Source organism: Cupriavidus necator (assembly GCF_013141915.1).
Taxonomy (GTDB): domain Bacteria; phylum Pseudomonadota; class Gammaproteobacteria; order Burkholderiales; family Burkholderiaceae; genus Cupriavidus; species Cupriavidus necator_B.
Window position 1 is genome coordinate 1 of the sequence record NZ_SROX01000012.1, and the last position, 13,358, is coordinate 13,358.

Annotated in this window: 9 protein-coding genes; 4 read left to right on the forward strand and 5 right to left on the reverse strand. The window is 68.3% G+C overall.

The window, feature by feature from the left end; translation table 11 throughout:
* Positions 1 to 134: 134 nt before the first annotated feature.
* Both E5S69_RS20650 and E5S69_RS20655 read right to left on the reverse strand, forming a co-directional pair.
* Positions 135 to 1,592, reverse strand: a complete 1,458-nt coding sequence (locus E5S69_RS20650) for a sensor histidine kinase (protein WP_171516493.1) — start codon at positions 1,590 to 1,592, stop codon at positions 135 to 137.
* Between the two features lies 1 nt (position 1,593).
* Entirely contained in the window at positions 1,594 to 2,268 is a 675-nt protein-coding gene (locus tag E5S69_RS20655) for a response regulator (protein WP_171516494.1), read from the reverse strand.
* Positions 2,269 to 2,567: 299 nt separating this feature from the next.
* On the opposite strand from E5S69_RS20655, the gene E5S69_RS20660 reads away from it, so the two are divergent.
* A complete protein-coding gene (locus E5S69_RS20660) occupies positions 2,568 to 3,662 on the forward strand; it encodes an ABC transporter substrate-binding protein (RefSeq protein WP_171516659.1) in 1,095 nt (364 codons plus the stop codon).
* 14 nt (positions 3,663 to 3,676) lie between these two features.
* Here the strand turns inward: E5S69_RS20660 and E5S69_RS20665 are convergent, their stop codons facing one another.
* A complete protein-coding gene (locus E5S69_RS20665) occupies positions 3,677 to 4,420 on the reverse strand; it encodes a TetR family transcriptional regulator (protein ID WP_171516495.1) in 744 nt (247 codons plus the stop codon).
* 614 nt (positions 4,421 to 5,034) lie between these two features.
* On the opposite strand from E5S69_RS20665, the gene E5S69_RS20670 reads away from it, so the two are divergent.
* From E5S69_RS20670 to E5S69_RS20680, 3 genes are all read left to right on the forward strand, one after another.
* On the forward strand, positions 5,035 to 6,285 hold the full coding sequence (locus E5S69_RS20670) for an efflux RND transporter periplasmic adaptor subunit (RefSeq protein WP_171516496.1): 1,251 nt from the start codon (positions 5,035 to 5,037) through the stop codon (positions 6,283 to 6,285).
* A gap of 73 nt (positions 6,286 to 6,358) precedes the next feature.
* Positions 6,359 to 9,511 (forward strand): efflux RND transporter permease subunit, encoded by a 3,153-nt coding sequence (locus tag E5S69_RS20675; RefSeq protein ID WP_171516497.1) that lies wholly within the window; start codon positions 6,359 to 6,361, stop codon positions 9,509 to 9,511.
* A gap of 2 nt (positions 9,512 to 9,513) precedes the next feature.
* Complete coding sequence (locus tag E5S69_RS20680) at positions 9,514 to 11,001, forward strand: efflux transporter outer membrane subunit (protein ID WP_171516498.1); 1,488 nt, start codon at positions 9,514 to 9,516, stop codon at positions 10,999 to 11,001.
* A gap of 122 nt (positions 11,002 to 11,123) precedes the next feature.
* On the opposite strand, the gene E5S69_RS20685 is transcribed toward E5S69_RS20680, so the two are convergent.
* Together E5S69_RS20685 and E5S69_RS20690 are read right to left on the reverse strand one after the other, a co-directional pair.
* Positions 11,124 to 11,963 (reverse strand): OmpW/AlkL family protein, encoded by an 840-nt coding sequence (locus E5S69_RS20685; RefSeq protein ID WP_171516499.1) that lies wholly within the window; start codon positions 11,961 to 11,963, stop codon positions 11,124 to 11,126.
* 82 nt (positions 11,964 to 12,045) lie between these two features.
* On the reverse strand, positions 12,046 to 13,326 hold the full coding sequence (locus E5S69_RS20690; RefSeq protein ID WP_171516500.1) for a DUF2957 domain-containing protein: 1,281 nt from the start codon (positions 13,324 to 13,326) through the stop codon (positions 12,046 to 12,048).
* Positions 13,327 to 13,358: the final 32 nt, after the last annotated feature.

Sequence of the window (13,358 nt, forward strand, 5' to 3'; positions counted from 1 at the left end):
TTGAGATAATGCTGGCTCACCGGTCAAATCCACGGTGAGCCTTTATCTGCCCTGAACACAAAAACGCTGACAGGCCCACGAAGTCAGGCATTCCACTGGGAAATAGCCACGCCAAGCACGACAACCTCGTAGCGCTAACCCGCAACCGGCAACCTCAACACCGCCCGCACGCCGGCCCCCTGTCCCCCTTCCCCCAGCTCCACCGTCCCCCCAAACCGCGCCGCCATCTCGCGCGAAATCGCCAGCCCCAGCCCGGAGCCCGGCTGCGCATTCCCCACCCGCCGGTAGAACCGCGCGAACACCTTCTCGCGTTCCTCGGCCGGAATCCCGGGCCCATCGTCCTCCACCACCAGGCAGGCGCACTGGTCGGCGCGCGTGGCCGACAGCGTGATGCGGCTGCCGCGCGGCGAATACTGGATCGCGTTGTGCACCAGGTTGGCCAGCGCCTCGCGCAGCAGCGCGGGGTCGGCGCGTACCGGCAGCGCCAGCCCCGGCACCGGTTCCCAGCCGAAGTCCTGCTGCTTGCCGCGCGCCAGCGGCAGGTAGTCCAGTGCCACCTGCTCGGCCACGGTGACGGCATCGATGACGTCCACGCTCTCGCCGGACTCGCCCGGCTGCAGGGCGTCGGCGCGATGCTGGCGGACCCGCGCCAGCGCCAGCAGCTGGTTGGTCAGGCGCGCGGCCTGCTCCAGCTGGGTGACGATGCCGGCGACGGCTTCGCCGGCGGCGGCGCGCGCGGCTTCGGGGTCGGGGGCGCTCAGCTGGCGCTGGGCGTACTCGGCCTGGGTCTTGAGGATGGCCAGCGGCGTGCGCAGCTGGTGCGCGGCATCGGCGATGAACTGCGCCTGCGACTGCGCCATCGCGGCCGAGCGCGACACATGCAGGTTGACCGCATCGACCAGCGGGCGCACCTCGGCGGGCACGCGCTCGAACGCGAGCGGGGTCAGGTCTTCGGGCGAGCGCGCCTCGACGTCGTCGCGCACGCGCGCGAGCGGGCGCAGCACGTACGTGATGCCGCCGACCAGGATGGTGGCGCTCAGCAGGATCAGCAGCAGGTCACGCGCCAGCGCGCTGCGCCATACCGAGCCGATCAGCGCGCTGCGCGGCTCGGCGGTCTCGGCCACCTGGATGATCACGCGCATGCGCGCATCGGGCCGGTACACCGGCCGCGCCATGGCGGCGATGCGCACCGCCTCGCCCAGGTATTCGGCGTCGTAGAAGCGCGGCTGGTTGTTGACCAGCGGGCCGCGCGGCAGCGGCAGGTCGCTATAGCCGGTCACGGTGTCGACCTGGCCGGCGCGCTCGGTCGACACCCGGTAGAACACGTGGGTCTGCGCCGCGGTCTCGAAGATCTCCATGGCGGCGTCGGGCAGGGTCAACTGCACGTTGTCGCCGGCCATGCCGATGGCGTTGTCGATGGCGCGGATCGAGCCGTAGAGCGAGCGGTCGTAGGCGGTGTTGGCGGCGTCGCGCAGGGTGCCGTAGGTGAGCCAGGTGTCGATCGCCATCATCGCCGCCAGCGCGGGCACCAGCAGCAACAGCAATTGCCGGCGCAGGCTGCCGCGGCGCCACAGCAGCACCGGGTGCCGCATCTCAGCCCCTGGCCTCCGGCTCCAGCAGGTAGCCGAAGCCGCGCAGCGTGACGATGGTGACCCCGTGGCCGGCCAGCTTCTTGCGCAGCCGGTAGACCAGCACCTCGATCGCATCGGGCGAGACGTCGGCGTCGAGCGAGAACACCTTGTCGAGCAGCTGCGCCTTGGTCAGCGGCTGGCCGCTGCGCGCCAGCAGCGCGCCCAGCAGGGTCGATTCGCGCGGCGTCAGCGCCAGCGGCGCGCCGTCCAGCGTGAAGCTGCGGGTCTCGCCGTCGAACACCAGCGTGCCGCACTGCAGGCGCGGATGCGCGCGCCCGCGGCTGCGCCGGATCAGCGCCAGCAGCCGCGCTTCCAGCTCGGCGATGGCAAAGGGCTTGGGCAGGTAGTCGTCGGCGCCGAGGTTGAGGCCGCGCACGCGCTCGTCGAGGGTGTCCTGCGCGGTCAGGATCAGCACCGGGGTGCGGTCATCGCGCCCGCGCATGGATTTGAGCACGGCCAGGCCGTCCTTGCCGGGCAGCCGCAGGTCGAGCAGCACGGCGTCGTATTCCTCGGCCTGCAGCCGTGTCTCGGCCTGCAGGCCATCGGCAACGTGCTCGATCACAAAGCCGCCCTGCTCCAGCGCGCGGGCGACCCAGCGTGCCAGTTCGACTTCATCCTCCACCAGCAGGATGCGCATGCCGGTCTCCTTCTCTGCCGGTTAGGTCCAGATTCTGTTGCGGCGGCGGAAAGCGCCCGATGTCGTCCCGGAAACAGGGAGCGGCACCGACGGAGCGTGCCCGCCGCGGGCGCCTATAATACCCTCGCCCCGCCGGTCCCGGCGCGCTCGCGTCTTCCACCGGCAGTCCCTCCGTCCCCAGCATCGTGTCTCCGCGTCCGTCGCAGCCGTCCCGGCAATATCCCCAGTCCGCTTGCGAGCCGCCCGCCTCGGGGCAGCGCCGCCGCCTGCTGGGCGCCGCGCTGCTCGGCGGCGCTGCGCTGCCGGCGGCATGGCCCCTTCATGCCCAGTCTAGGCCGCCGACACCGCCGCCGGGGTATCCGTCGGGGTATGACGCCACCATTGCCGGCGCGCTGCGCGAAGGCATGGTCACGGTGTACGCCTCGACCGACCTGGAGGTGGCGCGGCCGCTGATCGCCGCGTTCGAAGCGCGCTACCCCGGCATCCGCGTGCACTACCAGGATCTCAACACGGTCGAACTCAACCAGCGCTTCCTGGCCGAGAGCGCTGCGCTGTCGGGCCGGCCGCCGGCGCCCAACGCGGTCTTTGCCGATGTGCTGTGGAGCACCGCGATGGACCTGCAGATCAAGCTGGTCAACGACGGCCATGCGCAGCGCTACCTGTCGCCCGAGCGCGCCGGCCTGCCGGGCTGGGCGGTGTGGCGCGACGAGGCCTGGGGCACCACCTTCGAGCCCGCGGTGATCGTCTACAACCGCCACCACCTGGCCGGCATGCGCCCGCCGCGCAGCCGCAGCGGCCTGGCGCGGCTGCTGCAGGAACATGCGCCGCGCTGGCACGGCAAGATCGTGACCTACGACGTGGAGCGTTCGGGGGTGGGCTACCTGCTGGCGCAGCAGGACGCGCGCATGGGCAGCGAGTTCTGGTACCTGGCGCAGGCGCTGGGCCGGGCCGGGGTGCTGCTGTCGGCGTCCACCGCGGAGATGATCGAGCGCATTGCCAGCGGCGAGCTGGTGATGGGCTACAACCTGCTGGGGTCGTACGCGCTGTCGCTGATGCAGCGCGGCGCCGCCATCGACGTGATCGCGCCGAGCGACTACACGCTGGTGATGTCGCGGGTGGCCTTTATTGCGCGGCACGCGCCGCGCCCCAATGCGGCGCGGCTGTGGCTGGACTATCTGCTGTCGCGCGCGGGCCAGGCGCTGCTGGCCAAGTCGACCTCGCAGCTCTATACCATCCGCACCGACACCGACAGCGTGCATACCGCCGCGGCGCTGTCGGAGCGGCTCGGCTACGCGCTCAAGCCGATCAGTGTCGGCCCCGGGCTGCTGGCGGCGCAGGACGCAATGCGCAAGCGCGCCTTCCTGGCGCGCTGGCGTGAAGCCATGCGCGGCTAGCCGCGCGGCACCGCTCAGGGTACCAGGCCGTCGGCATCGAGCGCGCCCTGCCGGACCTCGGGGCAGGCCTGCTGGCACAGCGTGGACAGTTCCTGGTCCAGCTCTGCCATCGGGCGCGGCACGTAGCCGTGGCGCAGCGCCGGCGAGAATTTCAGGGTATCGATGAAGGCGTCCGACAGGCGCTCGGCATTGGCGTCGAGATTGAAGTCCTGCGGCGAAAACAGCCAGTGCGCCAGCACCCCGCCGATGGCGGCATGGAAGGCGTTGACGGCCAGGTCCAGGTCGAGGTCGGCGGGCAACTGGCCGCGCTCGAGCGCCAGGCGCAGGTGCTCGCGCATCTTGACCAGGCCGTCCTGGTGCGACTGGCGCTGGCGCTCGAAGATGGCGCCGTTGTCCTGCACCATTTCGCACTTGTGGAAGATGATCTCGAAGACGCGGCGCCAGCGCGGGTTGATCACGGTCTGGCGCATCACGTAGGCGCAGATGTCGCGGATGCCGCCCAGCGGGTCTTCCTGGCGCGCCAGCCGCTCCGGCTCGCACAGCGCTTCCACCGGCAGGTGGACGCGGTCGCACATGGCGGCGAACACATCGCTCTTGTTCTTGAAGTGCCAGTAGATCGCGCCGCGCGTGACCCCCGCCGCCTCGGCAATGTCGGCCAGCGACGGGCGTGCCACGCCGCGGGCGTGGAACACGGCCTCGGCCGCGTCGAGTATCCGGTGGCGCGTTTCAAGCGCCTCTTCCTTGGTGCGTCTGACCATGATTGTCTCTGGTGCCGGCGGCATGACGTCTGGCGGTCATGGCCGGTCTGGTTGATTCTCCCCGGTGCGGCTGCCACGGCAGGCGCACATGCCGGCAGCGTGGCTCCGGTGGGTCGTTGTCGTCACATGAAAGGCATTGCCAGGCTTGCGAGCCGACACGACGGCGCGCATCCTAACCCGAGCCGGCGGTTGGCGCCCTGATCCCGGGTGGTTGGGACGCATTTCGTACCGATCCGATCACGGGAACGGCATGGTTTTGCGTCTTGCCGTGCCTTTTCGCGCAGGTTGTGCGCCCAAAGGCCCTTTCGCAACATCAACTTAACATACATGCTTGAATGTATATATAATACGCGCTTGCCCGGCATTCGGCCAGCCGCCCCTCTGTGACCTACCCAGCACGACGGGCGATCCTGCCGCTGGCCAGCCGGTCAATTTATCCAGTCGTTACATAAAAGCCACCGTTCGTCGCATTCGTCACCGCGACGCCGCGATTTGTGGCTAGCATCACGCTTTTGTCCGCCGCAAAGCCTTGCGGCGCGCCGTGTCGTTCCTGTTTGTCCGATGACAGGCCGGAGCGGTACGGCGGATCTCAAATTGCCATCATGGGGTTATCGATGAGGAAGTCCCAACGTATCAGTTGCGTTGCAGCCTATGCACTAGCGGCCCTGTCGGTCGTGGCGCTGTCCGCCTGCGGCGACAAGAAGGCCGAGGGCGGCCCCCCGCCGCCGCCTGAAGTGGGCGTGGTCACCGTGACGCCGTCGCCGGTCGCCGTCGTCAATGAACTGCCGGGTCGCCTGGAAGGCGTGCGCACGGCCGAAGTGCGCGCGCGCGTCGAAGGCATCGTGCTGTCGCGCAACTACACCGAAGGCGGCGAAGTGAAGGCCGGCCAGGTCATGTTCCGCATCGACCCCGCGCCCTATCAGGCCGAGCTGGCCTCGGCCCAGGCTGCGCTGCAGCGCGCCGAAGCCAACGCCGTGTCGGCGCGCCTGAAGGCCGACCGCTACAAGCCGCTGGTGGCCGTCAACGCGGTCAGCAAGCAGGAGTACGACGACGCCGTGGCCGCCGCCGGCCAGGCCAATGCCGACGTGGCCTCGGCCAAGGCGGCGGTGCGCACTGCCCAGATCAACCTGGGCTACACCACCGTGACCGCGCCGATCAGCGGCCGCGCCGGCCGCGCGCTGGTGACCGAGGGCGCGCTGGTGGGCAAGGGCGAGGCAACCAAGCTGGCGCTGGTGGAGCAGGTCGACCCGATGTGGGTCACCTTTACCCAGCCGGCCGCCGAAGTCACGCGGCTGCGCCGCGCCATCGAATCCGGCGCGGTCAAGGGCATGAATGGCGGCGCCAAGGTGCACCTGTACGTCGAAGACGGGCGCGAGTACGCGCAGACCGGCAAGCTGCTGTTCTCCGACATGACCGTGGACCCGACCACCGGTGCGATCACGCTGCGCGCGCAGTTCCCGAACCCGAACCGCGAACTGCTGTCGGGCACCTTCGTGCGCGTGAAGATCGAGCAGGGCGTGGATGAGAACGCCCTGACCGTGCCGCAGCGCGCGCTGATCCGCGGCGCCCAGGGTGCCAGTGTGATGGTGGTGGGCACCGACGGCAAGGTTGCGGCGGTGCCGGTCAAGGCGCCGCAGGCGATCGACGACCGCTGGATCGTGACCGAAGGCCTGAAGGGCGGCGAGAAGGTGATCGTCGAGGGCCTGCAGAAGGTCAAGGTGGGCGCGCCCGCCAAGGCCGTGCCGTTCGTGCAGGCCGGCGCTTCGGCACCGGCCGCCACCCCGGCTTCGGCTTCCGCCGCTCCCGCCTCGGCGCCCAAGGCCGAAGCGAAGCAGGAAGTGAAGGCCGAGGGCAAGCAAGGCTGAACACCGCCGGGCCGCGGTTGGCTGAAGCCAGCCGCCGCGGCACACAGGGCTAGACAAAGAGGGAGCCAGTCTTATGGCCAAGTTTTTTATCGACCGGCCGGTGTTCGCGTGGGTGCTCGCGCTGATCATCGTGCTGGGCGGCATATTGTCGATCCTGCAGTTGCCGATCGCGCAATATCCGAACATCGCCCCGCCGACGATCTCGGTCACCGCCACCTATCCGGGTGCGTCGGCCAAGACGCTGGAGGATTCCGTCACTTCGGTGATCGAGCAGGAGCTTAACGGCGCCCCCAACCTGCTCTACTACAGCTCCACCAGCGAGTCGTCCGGCCTGGCCAGCATCACCATCGCCTTTGCGCCGGGTTCGAACGTCGACCTGAACTCGGTCGAGGTGCAGAACCGCCTCAAGCGCGTGGAAGCGCGCCTGCCGGCGGAGGTGCGCCAGCAGGGCGTGCGCGTCGACAAGGCCGGGAACAACTACATGATGTTCCTGACCGTGTCGTCCAAGTCCGGCACGGCCAGCGCGATCCAGCTCGGCAACTACGTCTCGGCGCAGGTGATCGACTCGATCCGCCGCGTGCCCGGCGTGGGCCAGGCCGACCTGTTCGGCACCGAATACGCCATGCGGATCTGGCTGGACCCGGCCAAGCTGACCGGCTTCAACCTGACCCCGACCGACGTCACCGCCGCGGTCGGCGAGCAGAACATCCAGGTCGCCGTGGGCGAACTGGGCGGCACGCCGTCGCCCAAGGGCACCGAGCTCAACGCCACCGTCACCACCGAAAGCCGGCTGACCACGCCGGAGCAGTTCGGCAACATCCTGCTGCGCACCAACCCCGACGGTTCGTCGGTGCGCATCAAGGATGTCGGCCGCGTGGAACTGGGCGGCGCCGACTACTCGACGCAGGCCCGCACCAACGGCAAGCCTTCGGCCGCCATCGCCATCAAGCTGGCGCCGACCGGCAACGCGCTCTCTACCGCCACCGCGGTGCGCGCCAAGATGGAAGAGCTGTCGAAGAACTTCCCGGCGGACTACGAGTACTCGGTGCCGTACGACACTTCGGCCTTCGTCAAGATCTCGATCGAGGAAGTCATCAAGACCCTGCTCGAAGCCGTGGTGCTGGTGTTCCTGGTGATGTTCCTGTTCCTGCAGAACTTCCGCGCCACCATCATCCCGACGCTGGTGGTGCCGATCGCGCTGCTGGGCACGTTCGGCGCGCTGCTGGCATTCGGCTTCTCGATCAACGTGCTGACCATGTTCGGCATGGTGCTGGCCATCGGTATCCTGGTGGACGATGCCATCGTGGTGGTCGAGAACGTCGAGCGGATCATGAGCGAGGAAGGCCTGTCGCCGCGCGAAGCCACGCGCAAGGCCATGGGCCAGATCACCGGCGCCATCGTCGGCATCACGCTGGTGCTGACCGCGGTGTTCATCCCGATGGCGTTCTTCTCGGGCTCGGTCGGCAACATCTACCGGCAGTTCTCGCTGTCGCTGATCGCTTCGATGGCGTTCTCGGCGCTGCTGGCGCTGACGCTGACCCCGGCGCTGTGCGCGACGCTGCTCAAGCCGGTCGAAGCCGGCCATCACCATGAGAAGACCGGCTTCTTCGGCTGGTTCAACCGCACCTTCGCGCGCGCGTCGACCGGCTACCAGGGCGTGGTGGCGCGCATCCTCAAGCGCACCGGCCGCTACCTGATCATCTACGCGGTGATCATCGTCGGCGTGGTGGTACTGTTCAAGCGCCTGCCGTCGTCGTTCCTGCCCGACGAAGACCAGGGCTACATGATCACCGTGGTGCAGCTGCCCAACGGTGCCACCCAGGACCGTACCATCGGCGTGCTCAAGCAGATCGAGGACTACTACCTGCAGAAGGAAAGCAAGGTGGTCGACCAGATGATCACGGTGGCGGGCTTCTCGTTCTTCGGCCGCGGCCAGAACGGCGGTATCGCCTTCGTGCGCCTGAAGGACTGGAAGGAGCGCACCGGGGCCAACGAGACCGCGCAGGCGCTGGTCGGCCGTGCCTTCGGCGCACTCTCGTTCATCAAGGACGCGATCATTTTCCCGCTCAATCCGCCGGCGATTTCCGAGCTGGGCAACTCCTCGGGCTTCGACTTCCGCCTGCAGGATCGCACCGGCCAGGGCCACGCCAAGCTGATGGAAGCGCGCAACATGATGCTCGGCATGGCCGCGCAGAACCCGGTGCTGATGGGCGTGCGCCCGGAAGGCCAGGAAGACGCGCCGCAGCTGCAGATCGACATCGACCGCGAGAAGGCCAAGGCGCTCGGCGTCACGGTGGCAAGCATCAACTCGACGCTGTCGATCGCGTTCGGCTCGAACTACATCAACGACTTCATCTATGAAGGCCGCGTGCGCAAGGTGATCGTGCAGGCCGACGGCGCTGACCGCCGCCTGCCGGACGACCTGACCAAGCTGCGCGTGCGCAACAGCAACGGCGACATGGTGGCGTTTGCCGCGTTCGCGACGTCCAAGTGGGTGATGGGCTCGCCGCGCCTGGAGCGCTACAACGGCATGCCGGCGGTGAAGCTGGCGGGCCAGGCCGCACCGGGCCGCAGTACCGGCGAAGCCATGCGCGTGATGGAAGAGAACTTCGCCAAGCTGCCGCCGGGCTTCGGCTTCGAGTGGTCCGGACAGTCGTACGAAGAACGGCTGGCCGGTTCGCAGGAACCGATCCTGTACACGCTGTCGCTGATCATCGTGTTCCTGTGCCTGGCCGCGCTGTATGAAAGCTGGTCGATCCCGTTCTCGGTGCTGCTGGTGGTGCCGCTGGGCGTGCTCGGCGCGCTGCTCGGCGTGACACTGCGCGGCATGCCCAACGACGTGTACTTCAAGGTGGGCCTGATCGCCACCATCGGCCTGTCGGCGAAGAACGCCATCCTGATCGTGGAATTCGCCAAGGACCTGCAGGCGCAGGGCAAGGGCCTGATCGAAGCCACGCTGGAAGCGGTGCACCTGCGCTTCCGCCCGATCCTGATGACGTCGATGGCGTTCATCCTGGGCGTGCTGCCGCTGGCGATCGCCACCGGCGCGGGCTCGGGCAGCCAGCGCGCCATCGGTACCGGCGTGATGGGCGGGATGATCACGGCCACGGTGCTGGCGATCTTCCTGGTGCCGGTGTTCTTCGTCGTGGTGCGCAAGCGCTTCAAGGGCAGTGCCCGCCAGCGCATGCTGGACCAGAAGTGGCACGACCCCCAAGAGGAAATCTGAACATGACCAAGACTCTGACCACACTGCTGCTGGTGGCCGGCGTTCTGACGGGATGCACGCTGGCGCCCCACTATGATCGCCCTGCCCCGCCGGTGGCAGACAGCTTCCCGACCGCGCCCGAAGGCTATGCCACGGCCGAGGTGAAGAGCGGCGAAACCCGCCGCGCCGCCGACATCGGCTGGCGCGAGTTCTTCCGCGACCCGCGCCTGCAGGCGCTGATCGCGACCTCGCTGGAAAACAACCGCGACCTGCGCACCGCGGCGCTGCGCATCGAGGAAGCGCGCGCGCTGTACCAGGTGCAGCGCGCCGACCTGCTGCCGACGGTGAACGCAAACGGCAGCTACACCCGTGCCCGTACCACCGCCGCCCAGGCGGCAACGGTGCTCGGCCAGGCCGGCGTGACCGAGGTCTACCAGGTGGGCCTGGGCATCTCGTCCTATGAGCTGGATTTCTTTGGACGCGTGCGCAGCCTGTCCAATGCCGCGCTGGCGCAGTACTTCGCCACCGAAGAGGCACGCCGCTCGGCGCAGATCTCGCTGGTGTCGGAAGTTGCCAAGGCCTACCTGGCCGAGCGTTCCTTCGCCGAGCAGTACGACCTGGCGCGCGACACGCTGAAGGCGCGTGAAAGCACCTACGGCCTGGCCAAGCAACGTTTCGAGGCGGGCGCCACCTCGGCGCTGGACCTGCGCGACAACGAATCGCTGGTGGCGCAGGCCCGCGTGGCCGCGGCGCAGCTGGCGCGCCAGCGCGCGCAGGCGCAGAACGCGCTTGAAGTGCTGGTGGGCAAGCCCATCGGCACCATCGAGAATCTTCCCGCGCCGGTGCGCCTGTCGGACGAGCACATCATCAGCGACATCCCGGCCGGCCTGCCGTCGGACCTGCTCGAGCAGCGTCCCGATATCCGCCAGGCCGAGCAGTTGCTGCTGTCGGCCAACGCCAATATCGGCGCGGCGCGCGCAGCATTCTTCCCGCGCATCACGCTGACCGCCAGCGCGGGCACCATCAGCCCGTCGTTCTCGGGGCTCTTCGATGCCGGCACGCGCGCGTGGTCGTTTGCGCCGCAACTGGTGCTGCCGATCTTCGACTATGGCCGCAACCTGTCGAACCTGGACCTGGCCAATGTGCGCAAGAACATCCAGATCGCCAACTACGAGAAGACCATCCAGACAGCCTTCGCGGAAGTGGCCGATGCACTGGTGGCGCGCGGTACCCTGGAAGATCAGGTCACCGGCCAGGAAGAGGTGCGCAACGCGGAACAGGCACGCTATGAACTGGCGCGCCTGCGCTTCCGCAGTGGCATCGCCAGCTACCTGGACGAACTCGATGCGCAGCGCCAGCTGTTCACCGCGGAGCAGGCGCTGATCCAGGCGCGGCAATTGCGGCTCAACAATGCGATCGATCTGTACCGGTCGCTGGGCGGCGGATTGCAGGAGAGCAGCGCGGTGGCGCAGCAGGGCACGCCGGCCGCGCAAGGCGTGGTGACGCAGTAACGTCAGCCTGCAGCGCTTCCAGCGCTGCGGGTTTGCTCCCCTCTCCCGCAAGCGGACGAGGGAGACCACAAGCGGTCAATCAAGAGCCAGCGGTACTGCCGCTGGCTCTTCTTCTTTCTGCCTCAGAACTTGTACGAAGCCGCCAGGAAGAACACCAGCGGATTCGGCTCCAGCTTGGTCTTGGAGGTCGACAGCACCGTGCCGTTGGCCGCCTTGATCGTCATCGTCGACGTGGTCTTCAGCGGGATGTACGTCACCGCCGCCGTGAGCCCCCAGTGCTCGTCGAAGTTATAGGTGCCGCCGACATTGAACACCGGCGCCCACGACGACGACGCATCCGCGCTGACCGAGGTCGGCCCCGGAATGCCCGCGCCCGCCGCCAGGATGGCGCCGAGGTTGTTGTTGACCGAGCTGGCAAAGGCCGGATTGACCTCGATGTTGGTAAAGAAGTTGTACGAGACCCCCAGCCCCAGGAACGGCCGGAAGCGCGTGCCCGGATCGAGGAAGTGGTACTGCACCATCGCCGCCGGGCTCCACTGGCGCGCCTTGGTGACGATCGGGTTCAGCGACGGGTCGCCCAGGCTCTGGCGCCCGAGCGCGCCGGCCGGGCCGGGCGGGATCAGCTCGCCGTGGCCATAGAGCTTGAACTCGGGCGGGATGCCGCCCACCGCGGTGATGGCGATATGGTCGGTGACAAAGTGGCTGAAGGTCAGCCCCAGCGTATTGGCGTTGGACGACGAGATGCTGCTGCCTGGCGCCGTGAAGCTCGACGGCAGCCCGAGCGGATAGTTGATCGGCACGTCCAGCAGCGTGGTCGTCAGCGGGTCGCTCTGGCCGTGGGTCCGGATATGGAACCAGCCGGCCGAGACCACGTTGTCGCCCTTCTTCTGGGCATGGGCAGGCAGGGCGAATGCGGCCAGCGTGGCCAGCATCAGCATCAGCGTGATGCGTACGGTCTTCATGTTGTGTCCCCGGAGCAGTGAAATCACTGGTGGTGCAATCGATGGTGGCCCCGGGCTGCGATGGCCCGGGGGCTGGACGGGCTTACTGCACGAACGCGCCGACGGTGAAGTACGGGCCGCTGTCGCGCTGCTCCAGGAAGCCGAACACGCCGCCGGTGAACATCAGCTTGCCGGTCGGCGCCGATCCCGCAGGCGCCTCGCGCCGCGACGTGCGGACCACGCCGGGCACCTGCTGCGAGAAGTCCAGACGGTACGGAATCGCCAGCGACGCATCGGATGGCCGGAACGGATCCATCATGGTCGCGGCGGCGCCCACCAGTGCCGTCACGCGGTAGTTGAAGTTGCTGTCGACGCCGACGTATTCGCCGTTGACCGTGCCCTCGGTGATCGCCACCGCGGGCGCCATCATGCCGATGCCGATCTCGTCGTCGGCACCGAGCGGGCCGTTGGCGAGCGAGTCATTGGCATAACCCACGCGGATCATGATCGGCACCAGCTGGCCGCGCAGCTTGCCGACGATCAGGTAGGCCTTGCCCAGCGTGCTGCCCAGCGTGGGCGGCTGGCTCTCGGCCTTGTAGTTGGTCGACAGCAGCGCGCCGTTGGCCTGCGGCACGAAGTTGTTGCCCTTGCGCTCGCACGTGTTGGTGGCGTTATCGCATACCGTGAACGAACCATCTGCGGCGAGGGCCATGCGGTAGTCCTGCGCCACCAGCTGGAACTGCTTCGATGGCACTTCATGGAAGCCCGTGCCGTTGTACTGCCCCGCGATCTTCGACAGGTCGGTTTCGGTCTGCGCGAAGCCGATGAACTGGAAGTACGGGAAGGTGGTATCGGGCACCGCGCCGGCGCCGAGCACGCCGTTGAACTGGATGCGCGCGCCCGGGATGGTGCCGCCAACCACGCCTTCGCCGACAAAGAGCTTGGCCGGACGGTTCGGATCGAGGCTGGCGCCGCTCAGCTCGAACGCGCACTGGTTCAGCTTCTCGGTGGGCAACCCCGTCTCCGCCTTCAGCGTGCCGCGCATCACGTTCTGCCCGTTGGTGGGATCGCTGCGCGTGGGCTGCACGGTGCCGGTCTGGCGCGGCACCGACGAATCGAGGAAGGTCACCTGCCAGGTCTTGCGGGTGGTGTCGATCTGCACCTTGACCAGTTCGCCGGAGCCGGTGCCGCCGGTGAAGGTGGTGTTGTAGTCCAGCGATGCGGGGCACAGGCGCGTCTGCGCGGCCGTCGGCGTGGCCGGGGCGTCGTCGCCGCCGCCGCCGCCGCAGGCGGCAAGCAGAGCGGTGGCGGCCACGGCCAGCGCGCGCGCCGGCAGGGTCGATGGGCGCGGTGCCCGCGGCATGCTGTTTCGTTGGGGCTGCATGGCGTTGTCTCCTCGTTGTTTTGGTCTGCGTT

What these genes read in the sequence shown, in the direction of transcription:
- E5S69_RS20670 (WP_171516496.1), top strand. Translation starts at nt 5,035, where the DNA reads ATGAGGAAGTCCCAACGTATCAGTTGCGTTGCAGCCTATGCACTAGCG.
- E5S69_RS20650 (WP_171516493.1), bottom strand. Translation starts at nt 1,592, where the DNA reads ATGCGGCACCCGGTGCTGCTGTGGCGCCGCGGCAGCCTGCGCCGGCAA.
- E5S69_RS20685 (WP_171516499.1), bottom strand. Translation starts at nt 11,963, where the DNA reads ATGAAGACCGTACGCATCACGCTGATGCTGATGCTGGCCACGCTGGCC.
- E5S69_RS20690 (WP_171516500.1), bottom strand. Translation starts at nt 13,326, where the DNA reads ATGCAGCCCCAACGAAACAGCATGCCGCGGGCACCGCGCCCATCGACC.
- E5S69_RS20665 (WP_171516495.1), bottom strand. Translation starts at nt 4,420, where the DNA reads ATGGTCAGACGCACCAAGGAAGAGGCGCTTGAAACGCGCCACCGGATA.
- E5S69_RS20675 (WP_171516497.1), top strand. Translation starts at nt 6,359, where the DNA reads ATGGCCAAGTTTTTTATCGACCGGCCGGTGTTCGCGTGGGTGCTCGCG.
- E5S69_RS20680 (WP_171516498.1), top strand. Translation starts at nt 9,514, where the DNA reads ATGACCAAGACTCTGACCACACTGCTGCTGGTGGCCGGCGTTCTGACG.
- E5S69_RS20655 (WP_171516494.1), bottom strand. Translation starts at nt 2,268, where the DNA reads ATGCGCATCCTGCTGGTGGAGGATGAAGTCGAACTGGCACGCTGGGTC.